Genomic DNA, 22922 nt, shown 5'->3' on the forward strand with positions numbered 1-22922 from the left:
GACACCGGCGAACTACTCGCCGAATACACCCTCAACCCCACCAAGAACTACCAACGCAAAAACGACTGAACCCCCGGAAACCGGGGGTTCAGTCGTTCACGATGTCCTGAGACATCACAGTGCGGAGACGAGGGGATTTGAACCCCTGGTCCCCGTGAGGGGACTCCACCTTAGCAGGGTGGTGCACTCGGCCGGACTATGCGACGTCTCCAGGCATCCGACCCGAAAGCACGGATGCACCTCACCATCATAACCAGAATGCGGAGCTGTCACGAACCGGCGCCCATACCGCCCGCCTGGGCGATGCGCTGGGATACTGGCGGCACAGGGTGGACTTCGGCGTCCACCGCATCGGAGTGGAGTCGTCATGCCCCAGACAGTGGACGCGAACGCGGAGCGCATCACCGACGGCAGCGGCCGCACGAGAGACGGCCGCGCGCTGGGCTATGCGGTCGTCCTCGGTCTGCTGATCCTCTCTTACGGCCTGTGCGCGGCGCAGCCCCACACCGACCCGAGCCCGTGGGCCTTCCTCGCGATGCTGGCGACGGTGGCGATCGTGTTCGCCGTGACGCGTGCACAGCTCCTGGTCCAGCGCATCTCCTGGGTGGTGCTCTCCGTCGCGGGCGCGGCCGCCGTCATCGCCACGCTGCTCGGCGTCGACGGGCCGATGCTCGCGATCCCGCTCTCGGCCGCCTCGATGATCGCGCTGCTGGTCGCCCCCGCGGTCATCATCGCTCACCAGGTCACCCGACGCGGGCTCAATCTGGAGGCTCTGCTCGCAGCCGTCACCGCCTACATCCTCGTCGGGATGTTCTTCGCCTTCGTGTACAACCTGATCTCGCAGATCTCTCCGACCCTGATGTTCGGCACAGAAACGCCCGACTCGCTCGGCAATCAGCTCTTCTTCTCCTTCACCGCCCTCACCACGACCGGCTACGGCAACCTCGTTCCCGTCGGCGCAGGCGGCCAGGGTCTTGCGATCGCCGAGGGGATCACTGGCCAGTTCTTCCTCATCACCGCGGTCGCGAGGATCATTCGCGGCGCGAGCGCGAAACGGGACGCACCCGCACCGGCCTGAACGGTCCGGGGCGGCCCGAACGACGCGGGACGAATTCGAGCGCGCATCGAAGCGGTCGCATCGCCGTGGGGCCCGCCCCCGATGTTCACTCCGCTGCGTTCGCCTCGGTCACCAGCTGCTCGATCTGCTCGAACGTGACCGGCAGCCCGGGGAAGCCGGCGAGACGCCCGATCGGGAACGATGCCATCATCTTCTGCATGGCGTCGTCGTTCGGCATCATCGATGCGGCGGCCGCATCGCCCCCGCCCATCAGGCCGCCGAGGGCCTGCTGCACGATCGGCCCTGCGACCGGGTGGGACATCAGATCGCCGACCGAGGAGTTCATGGTCAGCTCCTGACGCACCGGATCGCCCGCGATCTCGACCGAGACGGTGGAGCGAAGGTCACGGCTCGACGCAGCGACGTCGATCGCGTAACTGCCGCCCTCGACGATCCAGCCGTCCACGCGCACGTCCCAGTACGCCAGGTCCTCGCGCCGGACGGTGAGCTCGGCCACACGGGCTTCCCCTGCACCGAGGGCGACGGACGCGAACGCCTTGAGCTCACGCGGCGCCCGCTGCACCGCCGACTGCGTGGGGGCGACATAGACCTGCACGATCTCACGACCTTCGCGGTCGCCGGAGTTGGTGATCTCGACCCTGACGATGATGTCGCCGTCCGCGCCCACCTCGGCCGTAGCGGGACCGTACTCGAACGTCGTGTAGGAGAGGCCGTGACCGAACGGGAAGGTCACGTCGAGGCCCTTCGCGTCATACCAGCGGTATCCGACGAGGAGACCCTCGCCGTAGCGCACATGCCCGAACTCGCCCGGGAAGTTGCCGTAGGAAGGGTTGTCCTCCAGCCGCAGGGGCACTGTCTCGGTGAGCTTGCCGGAGGGATTGACGACGCCGTAGAGCATGTCAGCCACAGCGCCGCCCCCAGCCTGCCCCAGCAGCCAGCTCTCGACGATGGCGGGCACACGGTCTGCGAAGGGAAGAGCCACCACGCCACCGTTGGACAGCACCACCACCACGCGGGGGTTCACATCGAGGACGGCATCGAGCACCGCGAGCTGCGCCGCGGGCAGGTCCATGTGATCGCGGTCGAAGCCCTCCGACTCCTCCGCAGCCGGGAGGCCGAGGAAGAGCACGGCGATGTCAGCGGAGCGCGCCGCGTCGACGGCCTCGGCACGGAGCTCGTCAGCCGAACGTCCTTCCTCCGCGATGGCCCCGCCCTCGACCGCGAAACCGGGCGCGTAGGCGACCTGCTCGCCGCCGAGAGCCCGCATCTCGTCCAGCGCCTTGTCGACGCGGGTGGGATTGATCAGCGAGGAACCGGCCCCCTGGAAACGGGGTTCGCTCGCGAAGGCACCGATCACGGCGACCTTCTGATCCTTCCGCAGAGGCAGCAGCGCATCGTCGTTCTTCAACAGCACGATCGACCGTCCGGCGGCCGCACGGGCGAGCGCGTGGTGTGCGTCGACGTCGAGGGGGCCCGCAGCATCCGGACGCGCGCCCGCCTTGCGCACGAGGTCGATCGCACGGTCGGCCGCGATGTCGAGCACGCTCTCGTCGAGGGTTCCGGCGCGTACCGCGGCGACGAGCTGTGCGTCCGTGCGCCCGCCGGAGGCAGGCATCTCCAGGTCGAGGCCGGCCGCGACACCGAGGACACGATCGTTGACGGCGCCCCAGTCCGAGACGACGAGGCCCTCGAAGCCCCAGTCGTCGCGGAGCACGCTCGTGAGCAGCCAGGGGTCCTCCGAGGTCCACACTCCGTTGAGCCTGTTGTACGAGCACATGACGGTCCAGGGCGACGCATCCTTCACGACACGCTCGAACCCACGCAGGTAGATCTCGCGAAGCGGCCGGGGGTCGACGTCGGAACTCACCCGCATCCGATCGAACTCCTGGTTGTTCGCCGCGAAGTGCTTGAGCGAGGCACCGACCCCCTGCGACTGGATGCCTCGGACCGAGGCGGCCCCGAGGATGCCGGAGACGATCGGGTCCTCCGAGAAGTACTCGAAGTTGCGCCCGCACAGCGGCGAGCGCTTGATGTTGATGCCAGGGCCGAGCACGACGGCCACGTCCTCGATCGCAGCCTCCACACCGATGGCCGCACCGACGCGCTCGATGAGCTCGGGGTCGAAGGACGAGCCGATGCCGACGGCGGGCGGGAAGCACGTGGCCGGAACGCTGCTGGCGAGGCCGAGGTGGTCGGTGCTGCCCGCCTGCTTGCGGAGACCGTGAGGACCGTCGGTCATCATCACCGAGGGAAGGCCGACCCGATCGACGGCTTTCGTGGTCCAGAAGTCCGCACCGCTGGTGAGCGATGCCTTCTCCTCGAGGGTGAGGGCGGATGCCGAGATCTCGGTCATGGTGTTCCTTTCGCGGCGACGGCGATGTCTTGCGAAAACCTTATGTCATTCAGTATTAGATTTCAAACGGCATTCAGGATTACGCTCGTGGGCATGGCTCGACGAGGTTCATACGCGAAAGGTGTTGCGCGACGCGAGGAGATCCTCGAAAGCGCCCTCGACGTGATCGGGCGCAAGGGGTATCAGAATGCCTCCCTCAAGGAGATCGCCGAAGTGGTCGGCGTGACCCCCGCTGCGCTGCTGCACTACTTCGGCTCGAAGGAGGAACTCTTCACCGAGGTGCTCCGCAAGCGCGACGAGCACGACGGCCTCGATCCGTCCGGCCTCAGCGACATCGAGGCCAAGACGGCGTTCATCGACGTGATCCGCCACAACACCGAGGTCCCTGGGCTCGTGGCCCTGTTCTCCCGGCTGGCCGTGGACGCGGCCGATCCCGAGCATCCCGCGCACCGCTACTTCCTCGACCGCAGCGAACGTCTGCGCACTTCGCTCTCGGGGAACCTCGGCACCTCGGATGCGCACCCCGAACTCGACCCCAACACGCTCGCGCGCGTGATCCAAGCAGTCTCCGACGGTCTTCAGCTGCAGTGGATGGTCGACCCCACCGTCGACATGCCCGGCATCATGTCGGCCGTGCTCGACGTCCTCCACCCGCCGGCATCCACTCCTAACCCTTGACCGCGCCACCGAGACCGGCGGAGCGCAGGAACACCGACTGGAAGATCAGGAACATCGCGATCGGGATCAGCGTCGCGATCGCGAGGGCCGCCAGGAACACGTCGAGCTCCGTCTGCGACTGGACCGCCGGAAGACGGACCGACAGCGGCTGCACGGACGGATCGGGCAGCACCAGCATCGGCCACAGATAGTCCTTCCAGGCCGCGATGATCGCGAACACGGAGACCACTCCGAGGATCGGCTTCGACATGGGGAGCACGATCGACCAGAACAGCCGGAACGGACCGGCGCCGTCGGTCCGGGCGGCCTCGAAAACCTCGCGGGGCAGACTGTCGAAGAACCGCTTCACCAGCAGGATGTTGAACGCGTTCGCGCCCATGGGCAACCAGACCGCGAGATAGTTGTTGAGAAGGCTCACATCGCCCGGCACCGGTGGATGGACGATCGTCAAGTACAGCGGGACGAGCAGCACGATGCCGGGGATGAACAGCGTCGCCAGTACCAGGGCGTTCAGGATCGGTGCGTACCGCGGCCTCAGCACCGAGAGCGCATAACCTCCGGTCGTCGCGATGAGCAGCTGGACGAACCAGGCTCCGAGCGCGATGACCACCGTGTTGAAGAAGTACTGGTCGATGTGGATGTCGTTCCACGCGGTCGACAGGTTGTCCCAATCGATCCCGTTCGGCCACAGCGCGAACGGCTGCTGCAGCGTGTCCTGTGTCGGTGTGACGGCCGATTTCGCCAACCACAGGATCGGCCCGAGTCCGGCGACCACCAGGCCGACGGCGAGGAAGACGTGGGTCACCGACATGCCGACCCGGATACCGGGCCGCCGACGCTCCGATTCCGAGATGACCGTGCGATCCCCGAGGCTGTCTGCGGCCTTCTCCGCGGCCTTCTCCGCCGCACGCGTAGAGAAGCGGGTGATGCGGGCGGTGAGGCTCATGTCGTGCTCCAACGGTCGGTCAGCTTGAAGTACAGCCAGGAGAGCAGGGCGAGGACGATCGCGAGCAGAACCGAGACGGCCGTCGCCTCGCCGTAGTCGCCGCCCAGACTGTTGCGGAAGGCTTTGTCGTAGATGTAGAGCAGCACGGTCTTGGTCGCACCGGCAGGGCCACCGCCGGTGAACAGGAACGGTTCGAGGAACACCTGCGCAGTCGCGATGATCTGCAGGATCAGCATGATGAACAGGATGCCCCGCAGCTGTGGCAGCGTGACGTGCCAGACCTTCTTCCAGATTCCGGCGCCGTCCACCTCTGCGGCGTCGTAGAGCTCAGGCGGCACGCCCAGGAGCGCGGCGAGGTAGATGATGATCGACCCACCGGCCCCGGCCCAGGTGGCTTCCAGCACGAGCGAGGGCATCGCCTGCACGGCGTCCTGGATCCACGGCTGCGCGGGGATGCCGACGAATCCGAGCACGGTGTTGAACACGCCGGAAGGGTCGGCGCTGTAGAAGAACTTCCACAACAGCACGGCCACGACCGGCGGGATCACGACCGGCAGATACGCGAGGGCCGAATAGATCCCCTTGCCGCGGCGCACCTCGCTCATCAGCACGGCCATCAGCAGCGGGAGCGGGAACCCGAAGAGCAGGGCGAGCACGGCGAACCACAGCGTGTTGATCACCGCACGTCCGAGTTCGGGGTCACCGATCACAGCCAGGTAGTTGTCGAACCCGACCCACTCCGAGACGATCAGGTTCGTCTTCTGCAGGCTCATGATCACCGACTGCACGATCGGCGACCAGGAGAAGAACACGAACACGAACAGCATCGGGAGCACGAACAGGAGGTTCGCGAGCCCGCCGCCGCGGAACCACGTGAGCGGGGAGCGACGGCGGGAGGAGCGCACAGCGGGCGGCGGAGAGTCCTCCGCCGCCCGCTGCTCGGAGAGCGTCATCGTCATGAAGCGCTACTCGTCGAGCTTCGCCTGCGCGTCGGCCTGCGCCTGGGCGAGCAGAGCGTCGATGTCGGCGTTCTGCTCGGTGAGCACCTTCTGGACGACGCTGTCGAGGAGCGCGTACACCTCCTGGGTCTTCACCTTGGGCTCGCCCACCGGTGTCTGGTCCCAGATGCGGTCGCTGAACGGCGCCATCTGCTCGACCGGGACGTTGATGTAGTCGGCGATCCACTCCTGCGACTCGTCGTACAGCTCTCGACTCAGCACCGGAAGCAGAGGAGTGCCCACGGCCTGGCCCGACTCGTTCAGGGTCTTGGCATCGAGCACGGCGGCGTCCTCGTCCATCAGCTTCTGCATGTAGTACCAGTCGATCCAGGTCACCGCGGCGGCCTTCGTCGCGTCGTCGACCGTGGGGCTGATCACCGCGATGTCACCGCCGCCGAGCGTGCCGGGATCGTCCCCCTCCATCGGCACGACCGTCATGCCGTAGATCGACGAATCCATGCCGAAGTCGCGCACGAGGGCGGTGTAGATGTCAGAGCCGGAGGTGTACATGCCGATGTTGCCGGCCGCGAACTCCTGGTTGATCGTGCCCCAGTCCAGATCGACCTTCGATCCGAAGGCGTCATCCTCCCACTTGACGTCGTGGAGGAACTGGAGCGCGGCCTTGGTGGCCTCGTTGTCGATGGTCGACTCCGCGGTGCCGTCGCCGTTGTCCGTCTGGGTGCGACCGCCGCGAGCCACCGTCTGCGAGGTGAGCTGCCAGCCGCCCGTATTGTTGATCGCCATCTGCGCGTAGCCGGCCTTGCCCGTCGCGTCCGTGATCGCCTTCGCGGCCGTGCGGATCTCGTCCCACGTCTGTGGCGGGTCGTCCGGGTCGAGCCCGGCAGCCTCGAACAGATCACGGTTGTAGTGCAGCGCTGCCGCGTAGGCCTGGCGGGGGAACCCGTAGATCTTCCCGTCGGAACCGGTGACCCCGTCGAGGATGATCGGGTTGAACTTGTCGGTGTAGCCGAGCTCCTCGATCGCGTCGGTCACGTCCATCAGCTGCCCGTTCTCGAGCAGTGTCTTGGAGTCGGTGAACGGCACGGTGAACACATCGGGCAGGCTCCCGCCGGCGAGCTGCACGGCGAAGGTCGGCCCCTCCCACTCGTACTCGACACCGATGATGTCGATGTCGGGATGCTCCTTCTCGAATTGCTTCTCCTGCGCGGCAAAAGCTTCATAGGCTGCGGCGTCTGCTCCCGGGGGGAACGTGGCGACGCGCAGCTCGGTCTTGCCGTCGGCGCCGTCGTCGCCGCTCGACGTGCAGCCGGCGAGCGCGCCGACCGTCGCGAGCACGGCGACGCCGGTGACCAGGGCTTTCATCGGTGACTTCATTGTCGGTCCTTCCATGTGGTGCGGATCGGGTGGTGCGGGGTCACTTCTGCGCTCGCGAGGAGCGCCCGGGAACGGCTCGGAGCGCGAGCCAGGCGGTGGAGTCGGGCGGCAGCGCGCTGCCGTCGAGGAGCGTGCTGGCGAGGAGCACCTCGTGGTGCGCGGGCAGCGGGATCGGTACCGGGCCGAGGTTGGTGACACTGACCGTGCCGTCGCCGCGACGGAACGCAAGGACGTCGGCACCGAGCTCGAGCCACTCGAGGTCGCTTCCGGCGAAGTCGTCGATGCGCCGGCGCAGCGCGATCGCCGCGCGGTAGAGGTTCAGCGTCGAGTCGGGGTCGGCGTCTTGCGCCTCGACCGTGAGCCGCGCCCAATCGGCAGGCTGCGGGAGCCAGGGCGCTCCGCCGAACCCGTACGGACTCGACTCCCCCGCCCATGGCAACGGCACGCGACAACCATCCCGCCCGGGGTCGACGCCGCCGGAGCGGAAGTGCATCGGATCCTCGATCACGTCGAGCGGAAGCTCGACCTCGGGGAGTCCGAGCTCGTCGCCCTGGTAGATGTAGAGGCTCCCCGGGAGGGCGGCCACGAGCAGTGCCGCTGCACGTGCGCGGCGCGATCCTCGCCCCACATCGGTGGCGGTTCCGAGCCGCTTGCGTTCGAAGGCGAACGAGGAGTCCGCCTGTCCGTAGCGTGTCGCCGGACGCGTCACGTCGTGGTTGGAGAGCACCCAGGTGGCGGGGGCTCCGACAGGCTCGTGCTCGGCGAGCGTGCGCGTGATGGAGTCGCGCATCGCCCGTGCGCTCCACGGCTGCGTCATGAATCCGAAGTTGAAGGCGGTGTGCATCTCCCCCGGCCGCAGGTAGCGGGCGAATCGCTCTGGATCGTCGAGCCAGACCTCGCCGACGAGCACCCGTTCGCCGTCGTACTCATCGGCGACGGCGCGCCAGTCTCGGTAGATGTCATGCAGCTCGTCGCGATCGATGTGAGGGTGCCCCCCGGTGGCGGGGGTACCGGCGGGGAGGTCGGGCAGCGCCGGATCCTTCACCGGGAGGGCGGCGGAGTCGATGCGGACCCCCGCGACGCCGCGGTCGAACCAGAAGCGCAGCACGTCCTCGTGCTCGCGGCGCACGTCGGCGTGGTTCCAGTTGAGGTCAGGCTGCTCGGAGGTGAACAGATGCAGGTACCACTCACCAGGCGTCCCGTCGGGATTCCGCGTGCGCGTCCACGTCTCGCCCTGGAAGCTGGAGACCCAGTTGGTGGGGATCTCGGAGCCGTCGACGCCACGACCGGGGTGGAACCAGAATCGCTCTCGCTCGGCACTGCCCGGCCCCGCGGCCAGCGCCTTCCGGAACCACTCGTGCTGGTCCGAGATGTGGTTCGGCACGATGTCCACGATCGTGCGGATACCGAACTCCAGCGCCTCCGCGATGAGCTGCTCGGCCTCTTCGAGGGTGCCGAACCGCGGGTCGATCCGCCGGTAGTCCTGCACGTCGTAGCCGCCGTCGGCGAGCGGGCTCTGGTACCACGGCGTGAACCAGAGCGCATCGACGCCGAGGCTCTTGAGGTAGCCGAGGCGGGAGCGCACGCCGTCGAGATCGCCGATGCCGTCCCCGTTGCCGTCCGCGAAGCTGCGCACGTACACCTGGTAGATGACGGCCGTGCGCCACCAGCCGTCGCCCGCGGGCATCGTCAGGGCACGGGCGGGTGCCGCGCTACGCAGAACTTCAGTGTCCACGGAACTCCTCGTCGTCGGTGGCGATGAGTCGAATGTAGCTTTTCCGCGCGCTTGACGCAAGAACTAAACAAAATGTTGGAAATTTGCGATGCCTTGCGGGCGCGCAAAGGCGCCCGACTCGGGGCCGACGGGCCTTCGCTCAGGCCATCGGCCCCGTGGAGGACCGCAGCACCAGCTCGGGCTCGAACAGCAGTTCATCGCTCGGCCGCGAGGTTCCGGCGATCTGGGCGAGCAGCAACGCGATCACGGCGCGACCCATCGACTCGATCGGCTGCCGCACCGTGGTCAGCGGAGGCTCGGTGCAGCTCATGAGCGCGGAGTCGTCGAAGCCGACGATGCTCACGTCACCGGGCACGGAGAGGCCTGCGCGCCGGGCGGCGCGCACCGCGCCGAGCGCCATCGGGTCGCTCGCGCAGACGATGGCCGTGGCTCCCGCGGCGAAGAGGCGCGTCGCCCCCGCCTGCCCGGATTCGAGCGAGTACATGCCACGAACCACGAGGTCGTCGGCGAGCGGCTCGCCCAGCTGCTCGAGCAGGCGACGCGCGGACGCGAGCTTGCGCTGCGACGGGACATGGTCGTCCGGCCCCAGAAGCAGCCCGATGCGTCGATGCCCGAGCTGATGCACGTGGAGCACTGCCTGCTCGGCCGCCGCCGCGTCGTCGGTGGACACCGTGGCGAACTGCAGCTCGGGCACACGGGCGTTCACGAGAACCGTCGGCAGGTTCACCTGACGCAGCCGCTCGTAGTGCTCGTGCGCGGCTTCCGCCTGCGTGTAGTTGCCGCCGAGGAAGATCACTCCGGAGACCTGCTGCGCGAGAAGCAGATCGACGTAGTCCGACTCCGTCACGCCGCCGGCGTTCTGCGTGCACAGCAGAGGCGTGTAGCCGTTCTGCGTGAGCGCGCCTCCGACGATCTCTGCGAAGGCCGGGAAGATGGGGTTCTGCAGCTCGGGGAGCACCAGGCCCACCAGGCGGGCTCGCTCGCCTCGAAGCTTCGTCGGCCGCTCGTAACCGAGAACGTCGAGGGCCGTGAGCACCGCCTGCCTCGTGGCATCGGACACCCCCGGCTTGTCATTGAGCACACGGCTGACCGTGGCTTCACTCACCCCGACCTTGCGCGCCACCTCAGCGAGTCGCTTCGACATGGAGTCAGCTTACGCAAGTCCTTGCAAAAACGCGCAAGCGAATTACGCGGGGCGGGAGCGACTCAGCGGACGTTGCCGTTGGAGCAGGTCTCCTGAGCAGCGGAGTTTCCCTTGATCGAGTCGGGAAGGGCCACCACGTTGTCCGGGGTCGTCGTGGGGTCCGGTGTGGCCTGCGTGTCGGGCTCCGTCGGCTCCTGGACGATCACACCGTCGTTGCTGGTGTTCTGGTGAGTGATCTGCAGCTGTGCGTTCGCCTCGATCGCATCCCAGAGTGCCGCTGCGGCCTCCTGGTTCGGGACGACCTTGTTCGGGTCTGCGTAGTCCGCACCGGTCGGATACTGCACGAAGACGATGTCCTCGAACGGCACCGACTTCACCGCGAGGGCGATCTGCACGAGCGTCATCGGGTTGTTCGCCAGCGAAGTGCTGGCCTCCAGGTTGCTGAGCGCCGTGTTGGCGAGCTTCAGCATGACCGGGACGTTGCCGAGCACTTCACCGCTGATCATCTTGCGAGCGAGACTCGACATGTACTGCTGCTGGTTGCCGATGCGCCCGAGGTCGCTTCCGTCACCCACGCCGTGGCGCGTCCGCAGGAACTGCAGGGCCTGCAGACCCTCGACGGTATGGGTGCCCGCAGCCATGTCGAGCCCGGTGTAGCGGTCCTTGATCGGATTGGCGAGACACACGTCCACGCCGCCGATGGCATTGGTGATCTCGATGACTCCGCCGAAGGTGACCGAGGCGGCGAACTGGACCTCTTGATCCGTCAGCTCCGAGATCGTCTTGACGACGCAGTTGAGACCGCCGTCGGTGTACGCGGTGTTGAGCGGCTGCTTGCTCATCGCCGAGCGGACGTTGCCGTCTTCGTCCACGCACTCCGGGATCGGGATCATCAGATCCCGGGGGAAGCTCACGACGGTGATACGACGTGGCTCCTGAGAGACGTGCACCAGGAGATTCACGTCGTTGAGAGTGCCCCCGGCGTCGCTTCCGGTGCACCGTTCGCCGAACAGATCCGCGTACTTCTCCTCGCAGGTGTCGACGCCGGTGAGGACGAGGTTGAACCCGTCCTCATACTCCCCGATGTCCGGCGGGACCGCCTCCTGCCCCTCCAGGTCGACGGCGTTCGCTGCGACCGTGCTCGAGAAGTCGTACGCGATGTACGCCGCGACGCCGAACCCGCTGACGAGGACCACGGCCAGGCCCACGGCGATGAGCTTCAGCAGCTGGTTGAGTGGTCCGGGGGTCGCCAGCTGACCGTGTCGCGCGACCGTGCGGCGGCGTCGGTGGTTCTCGCTCACTCGGGGCCTTTCGGATTCAGCGCCGGTGAGGGGGCCACCGTGCTCAGCATGCGGAGGGTGTGGGATTCGAACCCACGAGACATTTCTGCCCACTGGTTTTCAAGACCAGCTCCATCGGCCGCTCGGACAACCCTCCTCGACAGACGCATCTGTCGACAAGGCGTGAGTCTAGCCGAGTTCTATTCTCCTGCGCTGACCTGGGCGGGTGCTGGAAGCGTGTCGAGCGCCTGCGCCAAGCCGCCGTCCTGCACATCTGCGGTGACCTCGCTCGCGGCATCCTTCACTTCCGCGGGGGCCTGCCCCATCGCCACGGCGCGTCCATCGAGAGCGCGTGCCCAGCCGAACATCCCGATGTCGTTACGGCCGTCGCCCGCGACGAGGATGCGACCGCCGTCGAGTCCCAGCTCGGTGCGCACCTGCTCGAGCGCCGTTCCCTTGTCGACGCCCTGCGGGGCGATGTCCAGCCAGGCCGTCCAGCCGATCGCGTAGGAGACCTCATTGAGACCGGCGTCCGAGACGAGCCGGTGGAAGTCGTCCTCATCATGCCCCGGCGAGACGACCACGATGCGTGACACGGGAAGCCGACCGAGTTCCTCGAAGTCGACCTGGCGACCGCCGTCGAGCGTCCAGTCGTCGAGCTGCTCGGTGTAGAGCCGCTGCCCCGAGGCGAGTTCGACCATGTACCGGGCGTCGGGCAGACGATCGCGCAGCAGCCCGAGGACCGGGGTCGGGTCGAAGGTCTCGACGCTCCAGCGCTCCCAGTCGTCTCCGTCACGGCGCATCGTGACCGCACCGTTGGAGCACACGACGTAGTCGGCAGTCAGACCCAGCTCCTCGACATAGCGCCGTGTCGCCATCCAGCTGCGCCCGGTCGCGATGGTGACCACATGGCCGGCGTCGCGAACACGCGCGATCGCTTCGGGAACTCCCGGACTCATCGTCTCGTCCTGCAGCAGGATCGTTCCGTCGACGTCGAGGCCGACGAGCCAGGACTCCGTCACCGAGCTGCCCGCCCCTCGTCGAGCGGCCGGATCACGTCGAGACCGCCGAGGTACGGGCGCAGCACCTCGGGTACGCGCACCGAGCCGTCGGCCTGCTGATGCGTCTCGAGCAGCGCGACGATCCAGCGGGTGGTGGCCAGCGTGCCGTTCAGAGTGGCGACGTGCTGCGTCTTCGCGGTGCCCTCCGCCGTGTCGGACGCCGGGCGGTGCCGCACATCGAGGCGACGGGCCTGGAACGTGGTGCAGTTCGACGTCGACGTCAACTCGCGGAACGCCCCCTGGGTCGGGACCCAGGCTTCGATGTCGTACTTGCGCGCGGCGCTCGATCCGAGGTCTCCCGCCGCGACATCGATCACCCGATAGGCGAGTCCGAGCGAGGTCAGCATCTCCTCCTGCAGCGCGACGAGGCGAAGATGCTCGGCCTCGGCGTCTTCCGCGGTCGTGTAGACGAACATCTCGAGCTTGTTGAACTGGTGCACGCGGATGATGCCGCGGGTGTCCTTGCCGTGGGATCCCGCCTCGCGCCGGTAGCAGGTCGACCAACCCGCGTAGCGGAGAGCACCGTCGGCGAGGTCGACGATCTCGTCCTTGTGGTAGCCGGCGAGCGCGACCTCGCTGGTGCCGACCAGGTAGAGGTCGTCGTCCTTGTCGAGGTGATAGACCTCGTCGGCGTGCTCGCCGAGGAAGCCGGTCCCCTGCATGATCTCAGGACGCACGAGCGTCGGTGTGATCAGCGGCACGAAGCCGTTCTGCAGCGCCTTGTCGAGCGCGAGGTTCATGAGCGCGATCTCGAGGCGCGCGCCGATCCCTCGCAGGAAGTAGAACCGCGCGCCGGAGACCTTCGCCCCGCGCTCCATGTCGATGGCTCCGAGGAGCTCGCCGAGTTCCAGGTGGTCGCGCGGCTCGAAATCGAAGGCGGGGACGTCCCCGACCCGGCGCAGCTCGAGGAAGTCGGCTTCGCCACCGGCAGGCACCCCGTCGATCACGACGTTCTCGATCCGGGCGAGCGCGGCGGATGCCGCCTCGGCCGCGTCGTTCGCCACGTGCTGGGCCTGCTTGACGCGCTCCGCCAAGTCCTTGGCCTGCGCGACGAGCGCTGCCTTCTCTTCCTTCGGAGCCCTGGCGACCTGCTTGCCGAAGGCGTTCTGCTCCGCGCGAAGCTCTTCGAACGCAGAAAGCGCCGCCCTCCGCGATCGGTCGGCCTCGAGTGCGACGTCGACGGTGCTCTGGTCGTTTCCGCGAGCAGCCTGCGAACGGCGGACGGTCTCCGGATCATCGCGGAGGAGTGCGAGGTCGATCATCTTCCAAGTCTACGGTGCCGTCGACACCGCCCTACGGCCCGGTGGGTCAGCGCCGTCCGCGCGGTCCGCGCAGTTCGCGCAGTCCGCGAGACGGGGCATCGCGGATTAGAGTAGCGCCATGACCACGCCTGCCCCCGATCGACGACAGGCGGCGCTCATCTACAACCCGATCAAGGTCGACGGGAAGCACCTCCGCGAAGCCGTGCGGGACTTGTCGCGCGAAGCGGGGTGGGAGCACCCCGCCTTCTACCCGACGACGGTGGAGGATGCCGGGCAGCAGGCCACGGCGCAGGCCCTCGAACGCGGGGTCGACGTCATCCTGGTGGCGGGCGGGGACGGCACGGTGCGCGCCGTGTCCGAGGCCATCGCGAACACCGGAGTCCCGTTGGCGATCCTGCCCAGCGGCACCGGGAACCTCCTCGCCCGCAATCTGGGACTTCCGCTCGCCGACCCGAGGGAGATGATCCGAGCGGCTCTCGGCGACTTCCGACATGCGATAGACATCGGTTGGGCACGCCTGACGCGAGCCGACGGCGAAGAGCAGGAACACGCGTTCGTCGTGCTCGCAGGCATGGGGCTCGATGCAGACATGATCGCGAACACGCGCTCGAACCTGAAGAAGTCGGTCGGATGGATCGCCTATGTCGACGGCGCCGCGCGGTCACTGCCGCGAGCGAAACCCTTCCGCGCGGTGTACCAGGTCGACGACGGCCGCCTGCACTCGCACCGTGCCTACAGTCTGCTCTTCGCGAACTGCGGGACGCTTCCCGCCGGCATCGCGCTGATCCCCGATGGATCGATCACCGACGCCTCACTCGACATCGCCGTGATCAAACCCACGGGCGTCCTCGGATGGTTCGCCGTCTGGCGCAAGATCTGGTGGGACAACTCCGTGCTGCGACGCTTCCGTGCAGGGCGTCGCGTGCTCGAACGTCGCGGCAAGAACGCCTCGGTGCACTACTTCCACGGGCGCGCAGCCGAGGCCGCAGCTCCCGGGCCGATCCCGATCGAACTCGACGGGGATGAATTCGGCGAGGCCGTTCGGATCACCTGCTGGGCCGACCCCGGGGCACTCCTGCTCGCGCTTCCCTCCGGCCACCCGGTGCACATGCTCTGAGGCGAGGCCGCGCCTCAACGAACCTCGACTGTTCCGTCGAGACCGCCGCCGACCAACGTCAGCGTGAAGGCGCCGTCGTCTTCGACGGTGTCGTCGCCGAACGCCAGCATCGTCGCCCGCGGTGCCATGTCCATCGTGCAGGCCTGTTCGTCATCGGTGACGAACGTCGCGGTGCCGGCGGCGCCGGAGCCCTCGAGGGACTCGACGACCGGAGGACAGCTCGACGAACCCCACGTGAGCAGCACGAGAGCACCGTCGTCGAACCAGCCGGCGGACGGCAGGTACTCGGTCGCGGCTCCCGGTGTGCCCGTGGCAGCGGGGTCGCCGTCCAGGTCGATGTCATCGGTGAAGTCGCCGTAGGTGACGTTCAGGGTGATGTCCTTCGTCGGGTCCACGCCCTCCGGCAGCGCGCCGAGACTCGCTCGCGGTGCGAGATCGGCCGTGCACGGCTTCTCCGCCTCCGCGGCCGGATCCGCGAGGGTCACGGTCACGACCTGACCTTCGCCGGTGACCTGATCCACCTGCGGCACGCAGGTCGACGACCCCCAGGTGACCACGGCGAACATGCGACCGTCATCGAGCAGGGCGCCCTCCATGTCGTTCTGGTCATCGACGTTCCCGGCACTCGGAGCGGGCGAACTCGTCGGAGTGTCCGAGCCCGGTGCGGTGGTGCATCCTGCGACCAGGAGCGCTGCGGCGAAGACACCGACGACGGATGCGAGGGGACGAAGCACGGAGGTCATGGACACAGGGTATCCCGCCCCGCGGGACCCGAAAAGCGCGAGGCAGCTTCTGCTATTGCAGCGCGGAGGTGAGACGTGCCAGGTTGTCGAGCACGGTGGACCGCAGCGGCTGCTGCATCCACTCCTCGAGCGTCAGCTCACGGCTGAGTGAGCGGTACTTGTCTTCGACCTCTCGCATCTCCGCGACGAACTCCTCACCGCGCACCAGCATCGAGACTTCGAGGTTCAGGCCGAAGGAACGCATATCCATGTTGCTCGAACCGATCACCGCGACCTCTTCGTCGATCGTAAGCGTCTTGGTGTGCAGGATGTACGGCTTGCGATACATCCAGATCCGGACGCCCGCCCGCAGCAGCGCCTCGTAGTAGCTGCGCTGAGCGTGGTAGACCATCGCCTGATCGCCCTCCTCCGACACGAAGAGCTCCACGTGGACGCCGCGGTCCACCGCAGCGGTGACCGCGAGCAGCAGCGCCTCGTCGGGCACGAAGTACGGGCTGACGATCATGATCTTCTGCTTGGCCGCGTACAGCAACGCGAGGAAGAGGCGGAGATTGTTCTCCACTTCGAAGCCGGGCCCCGACGGAACGACCTGGCAGTCGAGGTCGCCCGAGCCGATGTTCGCATGCGAGATGTCGATCTCCGAGAGGACGACATCGGTCTCGCTGTACCAGTCGCTGAGGAAGATGGCGTTGACGCTGAGCACGACGGGGCCGTCCAGGCGCACCATCAGATCGACCCAGTGCAGTCCGCGTTTGATGTTCTTCGGCAGGTTGTAGGTCGAGTCCGTGATGTTCTGCGACCCCAGGAACGCGATGTTGCCGTCGACGACGAGGAGCTTGCGGTGGTTGCGCAGGTCGGGGCGCTGCATCTTGCCCTTGAGCGGCTGCACGGGCAGCATCAAGTGCCAATCGGCGCCCATGGCGTCGAGGCGTGCGATGGTCTGCTTGTACCGGGGTTTGCCGCGGTTGGCCCAGTGGTCGAGCAGGACTCTCACCTCGACGCCGCGTGCCGCGACTTCTTCGAGTGCTCGGAAGAAGTTGTCCGTCGACACATCCGACTGCAGGATGTAGAACTCGACGTGCACATACTCCTGCGCGGTGCGGATGGCCTCGGCCATCTCGTCGAGCGACTCCTGATAGTCCGAGATCAGATGGGCGCCATTGTCGCCCGAGAGCGGCAGAGCTCCCAGTCGCTGGTTCATCTGCACGATCGGACCGAACCAGGACGGTGCGTTCGGACGCAGGGTTCCGAAGTGCAGGTGTTCGCTCGTCTCGGCGATGTACTCGTTGATCTGCTCCTGCTTGCGACGTCGCGCCCGGGGGAGCCGCGGATTGCCGATCATGAGAAACAGGAAGACACCGACGAACGGGATGAAGAACACCGCGAGGAGCCAGGCCATCGCGGCCGTCGGTCGGCGATTGCGCGGGATGACGATGATCGCCGTCACGCGGATGACGATGTCGAGGGCCACGAGAAAGGCGGCTATCCACCAGCCCCAGGTCTCCGCGGTCATCGTGTCCCCTCACACCGTGGTGACGGTCACCTCGGACGCGCGCACCGGACCCGGTGCGCTGGCTTCACAGTAGCGGATGGGTGGGACTCAGACGCGCGGAGGGAGGCCGCGCGCCGCGCGCTCTTCGGCCTCGATCTGCGCATGGACCTTGCGCTCCTTGCGGTCGAAGCGAAGGATGCCGCGGAGCACGAAGACGAACACGATGCTCACTCCGACGGTCGGCAGGAGGGACCATGCCGCGGCGAGCCAGAAGTTGTCCATCACCCCATGGTACGCGAGCCACTGTTCGTGCACATTCCCGCTCTTTCAGGATTCGCGTCCACAACCTGCTCCCTCCGCCCTGCACCGTCCGCCGCTCCGCGACACTCTCGGCATGACAACTGTTCTTCGTGCCACCGATTCCGCCGCGTTCCTCGGCCTCGTCCCCGCTCTCGCCGGCTTCACACCTCGGCAGAGCCTCGTCCTGCTCCCTTTCCGGGGCGCACGCACCGACGGCGCCATGCGGCTCGACCTCCCCCACGACGGGAGTGATCTCGAGCAGTATGCCGATGCCGCGGTCGGCCTGGCGTCCCGCGTCACCGGCACCGACGCCGTGGCACTCGTGGTGTATACCGACCAGGAGTCACAATCCACGCGCGATGGCCTCGTGCTGCCGCACGCCGTGGCCGTCGACGAAGTGCTGGGATCCGCGGAGGATGCCGGCCTCCGAGTGATCGACGCGCTGTGCGTCACGCCCTCGGGATGGTCGAGCTATCTCGACCGGGCCCCCCGCCTCTGCCCTCTCTCGGAGATCGCCCCTCCCGCAGGCATGCCCTCGATGGGCGATGTCTCGGGCGATCAGTCGTCCGGCGTGGAGCTCCCCCTGGTCGACCTCGCGGAGAAGGAGAGAGTCGCGAGAGCGCTGGGCGAGTTGTCGGCACTTCTCGATCAGGAGGAGGCGAGACGGGGCACACGCGTGACCGGCCGCGAGAATCCACGGCTGATCGCCGCGCTCGTGCTGCTGGACGACGTCCCGGCGCTCTTCGAATCGGTGCTCGCGGCTCCCGACACGCTCCCGCCTTTCGCGACGGCGACCCTGTTGTGGTGTCTCGAACGACCGCTTCTGCGAGATGTCGCGATCGCCCAGTGGGCCACCGACCTCGCAGGCGGAAGGCGCGCCCACAGCGCCCAGGGGGCGTTCGCGATCACCGGCGAGATGGTCCCGGACGAATTGGGGCGGGTGTTCCTGGGGCAGGGACCCGCTCCGGACCCGGAACGGCTTCGTGTCGCCCTCGCGGTCGTCCGAGCTGCAGCCGCACGGGCACCGCGGGCCTCGCGACCGGCACCGCTGACGGCGGCGGCCTGGTTGTCCTGGGCCCTCGGACGCGCCACGCATGCGGGTCACTACCTCGACCTGGTGCGGGAGATCGATCCCGACTACTCCCTCGCAGCGTTGCTGCAGACCATGATCGGCAGCGCCCTCTTGCCGGAATGGGCGTTCCGTCGCGGCTCGGCGGAATGAATGCCGGGCCGCGCGGACTACTTCACCAACGGGAAGAGGATCGTCTCGCGGATCCCCAGGCCGGTGATCGCCATCAGCAGGCGGTCGATCCCCATGCCCATCCCGCCGGATGGCGGCATTCCGTGCTCGAGCGCCCTCAGGAACTCCTCGTCGACGGGCATCGCCTCGACGTCGCCACGTGCGGCGAGTTTCGCCTGCTCGACGAAACGCTCGCGCTGGATCACCGGGTCGACGAGCTCGGAGTATCCGGTCGCCAGCTCGAAGCCGCGGATGTACAGATCCCACTTCTCCACGACGCCGGCGGTCGAACGGTGTTCCCGCACGAGGGGCGAGGTGTCGACCGGGAAGTCCATCACGAACGTGGGGCGCACCAGGTCGCCCTTCACGAAGTGCTCCCACAGCTCTTCCACGAGCTTGCCGTGGGTGGCCTGCGGGGGAAGGTCGACGCCGCTCTGCTCAGCGAAGGCGATGAGGTCCTCGACGGAGTCCTGCGGAGTGACCGTGCGCCCCGATGCTGCAGAGAGCGACTCGTACATCGAGATGCGGTCCCACTCGCCGCCGAGGTCGTACTCGGTGCCGTCGGCCCAGGTCACGATGGTCGAGCCGGCGACGGCGATCGCCGCGTTCTGCACCAGTTCCTGCGTGAGCGCGGCCATCTGGTTGTAGTCGCCGTACGCCTGATAGGCCTCGAGCATCGCGAACTCGGGGCTGTGCGTGGAGTCCGCCCCTTCATTTCGGAAGTTGCGGTTGATCTCGTAGACCCGCTCGATACCCCCGACGACCGCGCGCTTCAGGTACAGCTCCGGCGCGATCCGCAGGTACAGCTCCGTGTCGAAGGCGTTCGAGTGGGTGACGAACGGGCGTGCGGAGGCCCCTCCATGCTGCACCTGCAGCATCGGGGTCTCGACCTCGAGGTAGTCGTGGCTCGTGAAGGTGGCGCGCAGACTCGCGTTCACGGCCGCACGCGCACGCACCGTGGTACGTGCCTGTTCGCGCACGATGAGGTCGAGGTAGCGGCTGCGTACGCGGCCCTCCTCACTGAGTTCGGAGTAGGCGTTGGGGAGCGGCAGGATCGCCTTGGATGCGATCTCCCACCCGTCGGCCATGATCGACAGCTCACCGCGGCGACTGGAGATCACTTCGCCGTGCACGAAGACGTGGTCGCCGAGGTCGACGTACTCCTTCCAGTCCGCCAGCGACTCCTCGCCGACGTTCGCGAGCGAGATCATCGCCTGGATTCGGGTGCCGTCGCCGGCCTGCAGCGTCGCGAAGCAGAGCTTGCCCGTGTTCCGGCTGAAGACCACACGTCCCGCGACCCCGACCAGGACGCCGGTCTCGTCGCCGGCTTCGAGGCCGCCGTACTCGGCGCGCAGGGCAGGGATGGTGTGCGTGATCGGGACACCCACGGGGAATGCTCCCCCGCCCGCGTCCGTGCGCTTCTCGATCAGACGCTCGCGCTTGGCGAGACGCACAGCCTTCTGTTCGTGGACGTCTTCCTCGGCGGGGAAGTCGTTCGAGGCCGGTTCGGGCGCGGCGGACGCGTCAGTCATGTGCGGGGCTCCTTGAAAGTCCTTCCCAGTTTACCGAGGCGGCGCGCCCTCCCTCGGCACGGGCTGGGTAGCCTCGAAGGATGGCCCACACACGGATCCTCCGCGCGTTCGCTGCCCTCTCTCTCGCTCTCGCCGGGGTCGCCGCGCCGGTCACCGCGCAGGCGTCGGCCGTCTCGAAGGCGGACGTGGACGACTTCTCGTATTCCTCCTGGGATGCCGACTACGAGATCGGGCTGGATCAGGAGGGCCGTGCGCTGATGCGTGTGACCGAGACACTCGTCCCCCGCTTTCCCGAGACCGACCAGAATCGTGGCATCGTCCGGGGGCTGCCTACCTCCTACCAGGGCGCGAGCACGGAGACGCGGGTCATCTCCGTCACGGACGATGACGGTGCCGTCGTCCCCTACGAGACCGACGAGGAAGACGGCCTCGTCTACGTGAGCATCGGCACCGACGACTTCGTGCACGGCCTCACCACGTACGTGATCGAGTACGAGATGCGCGACGTGATCCTGGCGACGAGCCCGGCCGACGGGTCGTCGACGCCCCCGGTGGACGAGTTCTACTGGGACCTGCTCCCCCTCGACAGCACACAGCCCATCGAGCGTTTCCGCGCCGACATCACGTTCGACGGCGAGATGTCGGAGGCGCTCACCGGCTCCGTCCGCTGTTACACCGGCGCTTCCGGCTCGAGGGACGAATGCGACCTGAACGGCCCGACCACCGACGGCGACACCGCGACGTTCCGCGTCGAGTCCGCGCAGCTCCCCGCCGGCCACGGGGTGACCGTGGCCATCGGCTTCCGAGCGGACACGGTCGCCCAGCCCCTCGCACGAACCCCGGATCCGGCGGGCGACGTCGCCCCACTGATCGCCGCCGTCGGCGCGGTCGGCGTATCCGTCGGCAGCTGGGTTGCGGTCGCGGGCTTCACGCGCAGACGCCGGAGAGCGACCGGGATCGTCATCGCCCAGTACGACGTGCCGGATTCCCTTCCCCCGCTGCTCGCGGGGGCGGTCATCCCCGGCGCGAAGGACGTGATCCCCGCCGAGATCGTCCACCTCGCCGTTCGCGGCAGTCTGCGCATCGAAGAGGGCGTGAAGCCGGAGGAACCTCGGCTGCGGCGCCTGCCGGCGGGGGCCGGGGCCGATGAGCTGGACGCGGGCACGCTCGAGACGCTCTTCGCCGACGCCGACGCCGACGGTGTGGTCGATCTGCCCGCCGCAGACGAGGCCTTCGCCGCTCGAATGACTGCCCTGCAGGTGAGCGGGAAGAACGCCGCAGCATCGCGAGGCCTGACCGAGAGAGTCCGCAGTCGAGCCGCTGTTATCTTGCAATGGTCCGCGATCGGCATCGCAGCGATCGGCCTGGCTCTCGGCATCTGGGCTGCGACGAGCGGCCGCCTGTCCGCGATCCCCGGAGTCGTGGTGATCTCCTTCGTCGCGTTCCTCGTCCTCCTGTCGAGCCTGTACGCGTTTTCCAAGCACACCGTGCTCACCCCCGAGGGCGCGCTCACCTACGAATACCTGCAGGGCGTGCAGGAGTTCATCCGGGTCGCCGAGGCTGACCGCCTGCGCATGCTCCAGTCCTACAGCGGCGCCGAACGCCGAGCGGACGGGACCGCCGACGTCATCCACGTGTACGAACGGCTCCTCCCCTACGCGATCCTGTTCGGCATGGAGAACGAGTGGGGCGACGTCCTCGAGCGCGCTTATGCGCACGAGCATCGCGGAGCGTCCTGGATGGGCGACCCGGCGTCCTTCGCTCTGCGCATGCAGCTCGCGGCGTTCGTCGCCTCGTCCCGCTCCGCCACGACCTACACGGCACCGTCGACGAGCACCTCATCGAGCGCCGGCGGATCGTTCGGCGGCGGGTTCTCCGGGGGCGGAGGCGGCGGCGGCTTCTCGGGCGGGCGCTGACGTCGTTCGCGAGCGGGTCAGATCAGCGGAGGAGGATCCGAGGCCTCGCGAAGGGCGCGCTCGACCGTCGACTGCACCAGTGCCGACAGATATCCGCCGGGGTTCTCCACGCCGATCTCGCGCAGCCGTGCGGTCGACTGCCCGATGATCGATCGAGAGAAATCCGTGGCGGTGGCGATCGCGTCCGCGTATGCGGGACGGTCGGCTACGGCGATCACGATCGGTTCGCAGCCGATCTCCACGGCGAGCGCCTGCGCGATGGGCAGCACTGCCGCGGGCGCCGTCACCGCGGCGAAAGCGGCCTGGAGCTGTCGGAGGTCGATCGACGTCCCGGTGAAAGTGATCGCCGGGTGCACGGCGAGGGGGATCGCACCGCGTTCGGCGGCCGGGCGCAACACCTCGATGCCGTGCGAGGGGTCGGTGTGCAGCACGAGTTGTCCGACCTGCCAGCCGCCGACCTCAGCGATCCCCGCGACCAGTGAGGGCAGCTGATCCGAGGGAACCGCGATGACCACGAGCTCGGCTCGACGCACGACCTCGAGCGCATCGAGCACCGGAACTTCAGGGAGCACAGCGGAGGCACGTTCATCGTCGGAGCCGCTCGTGATCCCGATCACGGCATGTCCTGCCCCGCCGAGCGCGGCTCCGATCACCGGGCCGACGCGCCCGGCACCGATGATCCCGACGCCGAGTCGTCCGTCGCGCGGCACCG

The 22922-nt window shown here is 67.8% G+C and carries 19 protein-coding genes and 2 tRNA genes; 5 read left to right on the forward strand and 16 right to left on the reverse strand.

Annotation, left to right across the window (positions count from 1 at the left end):
- Positions 1-122: 122 nt before the first annotated feature.
- Positions 123-211, reverse strand: a tRNA-Ser gene (locus LC041_RS16310).
- A gap of 156 nt (positions 212-367) precedes the next feature.
- On the opposite strand from LC041_RS16310, the gene LC041_RS16315 reads away from it, so the two are divergent.
- Positions 368-1078, forward strand: a complete 711-nt coding sequence (locus LC041_RS16315) for a potassium channel family protein (RefSeq protein WP_226534150.1) — start codon at positions 368-370, stop codon at positions 1076-1078.
- Between the two features lie 85 nt (positions 1079-1163).
- On the opposite strand, the gene LC041_RS16320 is transcribed toward LC041_RS16315, so the two are convergent.
- Positions 1164-3431 carry a glycoside hydrolase family 3 C-terminal domain-containing protein gene (locus LC041_RS16320; RefSeq protein ID WP_226534152.1) on the reverse strand — a complete coding sequence of 756 codons (2268 nt, stop codon included), beginning with the start codon at positions 3429-3431 and terminating at the stop codon, positions 1164-1166.
- A gap of 93 nt (positions 3432-3524) precedes the next feature.
- On the opposite strand from LC041_RS16320, the gene LC041_RS16325 reads away from it, so the two are divergent.
- On the forward strand, positions 3525-4109 hold the full coding sequence (locus tag LC041_RS16325) for a TetR/AcrR family transcriptional regulator (protein WP_226534153.1): 585 nt from the start codon (positions 3525-3527) through the stop codon (positions 4107-4109).
- Here the strand turns inward: LC041_RS16325 and LC041_RS16330 are convergent.
- The 9 genes from LC041_RS16330 to serS form a co-directional block, all read right to left on the reverse strand.
- Positions 4099-5055 (reverse strand): carbohydrate ABC transporter permease, encoded by a 957-nt coding sequence (locus LC041_RS16330; protein WP_226534154.1) that lies wholly within the window; start codon positions 5053-5055, stop codon positions 4099-4101. The genes LC041_RS16325 and LC041_RS16330 overlap by 11 nt on opposite strands.
- Positions 5052-6014, reverse strand: coding sequence for a carbohydrate ABC transporter permease (locus LC041_RS16335; protein ID WP_226534155.1), 963 nt, complete (start codon positions 6012-6014; stop codon positions 5052-5054). Before LC041_RS16335 ends, LC041_RS16330 begins: the two co-directional genes overlap by 4 nt.
- 6 nt (positions 6015-6020) lie before the next feature.
- On the reverse strand, positions 6021-7388 hold the full coding sequence (locus tag LC041_RS16340) for an ABC transporter substrate-binding protein (protein WP_226534157.1): 1368 nt from the start codon (positions 7386-7388) through the stop codon (positions 6021-6023).
- A gap of 40 nt (positions 7389-7428) precedes the next feature.
- Positions 7429-9075 carry a glycoside hydrolase family 13 protein gene (locus LC041_RS16345; RefSeq protein ID WP_226534191.1) on the reverse strand — a complete coding sequence of 549 codons (1647 nt, stop codon included), beginning with the start codon at positions 9073-9075 and terminating at the stop codon, positions 7429-7431.
- 187 nt (positions 9076-9262) lie between these two features.
- Positions 9263-10267: a LacI family DNA-binding transcriptional regulator gene (locus tag LC041_RS16350; RefSeq protein WP_226534159.1), complete on the reverse strand. Its 1005-nt coding sequence runs from the start codon at positions 10265-10267 to the stop codon at positions 9263-9265.
- A gap of 62 nt (positions 10268-10329) precedes the next feature.
- Entirely contained in the window at positions 10330-11568 is a 1239-nt protein-coding gene (locus LC041_RS16355) for an LCP family protein (RefSeq protein WP_226534160.1), read from the reverse strand.
- 51 nt (positions 11569-11619) lie between these two features.
- Positions 11620-11704, reverse strand: a tRNA-Ser gene (locus LC041_RS16360).
- Between the two features lie 43 nt (positions 11705-11747).
- Positions 11748-12569 carry an HAD family hydrolase gene (locus tag LC041_RS16365; protein ID WP_226534161.1) on the reverse strand — a complete coding sequence of 274 codons (822 nt, stop codon included), beginning with the start codon at positions 12567-12569 and terminating at the stop codon, positions 11748-11750.
- Positions 12566-13870, reverse strand: coding sequence for a serine--tRNA ligase (gene serS / locus LC041_RS16370; protein ID WP_226534162.1), 1305 nt, complete (start codon positions 13868-13870; stop codon positions 12566-12568). The genes LC041_RS16365 and serS overlap by 4 nt, the downstream gene beginning before the upstream one ends.
- Before the next feature lie 118 nt (positions 13871-13988).
- Between serS and LC041_RS16375 the strand changes: the two genes are divergently transcribed.
- Positions 13989-14987 carry a diacylglycerol/lipid kinase family protein gene (locus LC041_RS16375; protein WP_226534163.1) on the forward strand — a complete coding sequence of 333 codons (999 nt, stop codon included), beginning with the start codon at positions 13989-13991 and terminating at the stop codon, positions 14985-14987.
- A 14-nt stretch (positions 14988-15001) separates the two neighbouring features.
- On the opposite strand, the gene LC041_RS16380 is transcribed toward LC041_RS16375, so the two are convergent.
- The 3 genes from LC041_RS16380 to LC041_RS16390 form a co-directional block, all read right to left on the reverse strand.
- Positions 15002-15730 (reverse strand): hypothetical protein, encoded by a 729-nt coding sequence (locus LC041_RS16380; protein WP_226534164.1) that lies wholly within the window; start codon positions 15728-15730, stop codon positions 15002-15004.
- Between the two features lie 52 nt (positions 15731-15782).
- Entirely contained in the window at positions 15783-17243 is a 1461-nt protein-coding gene (cls, locus tag LC041_RS16385; RefSeq protein ID WP_226534165.1) for a cardiolipin synthase, read from the reverse strand.
- Between the two features lie 87 nt (positions 17244-17330).
- Entirely contained in the window at positions 17331-17504 is a 174-nt protein-coding gene (locus LC041_RS16390; protein ID WP_165875449.1) for a hypothetical protein, read from the reverse strand.
- 112 nt (positions 17505-17616) lie between these two features.
- Between LC041_RS16390 and LC041_RS16395 the strand changes: the two genes are divergently transcribed.
- The gene (locus LC041_RS16395; RefSeq protein ID WP_226534166.1) at positions 17617-18744 is read left to right on the forward strand and encodes a DUF4192 family protein; all 1128 of its coding nucleotides are present in this window, start codon (positions 17617-17619) and stop codon (positions 18742-18744) included.
- Positions 18745-18761: 17 nt separating this feature from the next.
- On the opposite strand, the gene lysS is transcribed toward LC041_RS16395, so the two are convergent.
- The gene (gene lysS / locus LC041_RS16400) at positions 18762-20294 is read right to left on the reverse strand and encodes a lysine--tRNA ligase (protein WP_226534167.1); all 1533 of its coding nucleotides are present in this window, start codon (positions 20292-20294) and stop codon (positions 18762-18764) included.
- 80 nt (positions 20295-20374) lie between these two features.
- Here lysS and LC041_RS16405 point away from each other — a divergent pair, with 80 nt between their 5' ends.
- Positions 20375-22210, forward strand: coding sequence for a DUF2207 domain-containing protein (locus LC041_RS16405; protein WP_226534168.1), 1836 nt, complete (start codon positions 20375-20377; stop codon positions 22208-22210).
- A gap of 17 nt (positions 22211-22227) precedes the next feature.
- Here LC041_RS16405 and LC041_RS16410 read toward each other — a convergent pair whose 3' ends face one another.
- Positions 22228-22920 (reverse strand): DUF2520 domain-containing protein, encoded by a 693-nt coding sequence (locus tag LC041_RS16410; RefSeq protein WP_226534169.1) that lies wholly within the window; start codon positions 22918-22920, stop codon positions 22228-22230.
- Positions 22921-22922: the final 2 nt, after the last annotated feature.

Origin of the sequence: Microbacterium paraoxydans (assembly GCF_020524545.1) — a bacterium.
In the GTDB taxonomy this organism is placed as follows: Bacteria; Actinomycetota; Actinomycetes; order Actinomycetales; family Microbacteriaceae; genus Microbacterium; species Microbacterium paraoxydans_C.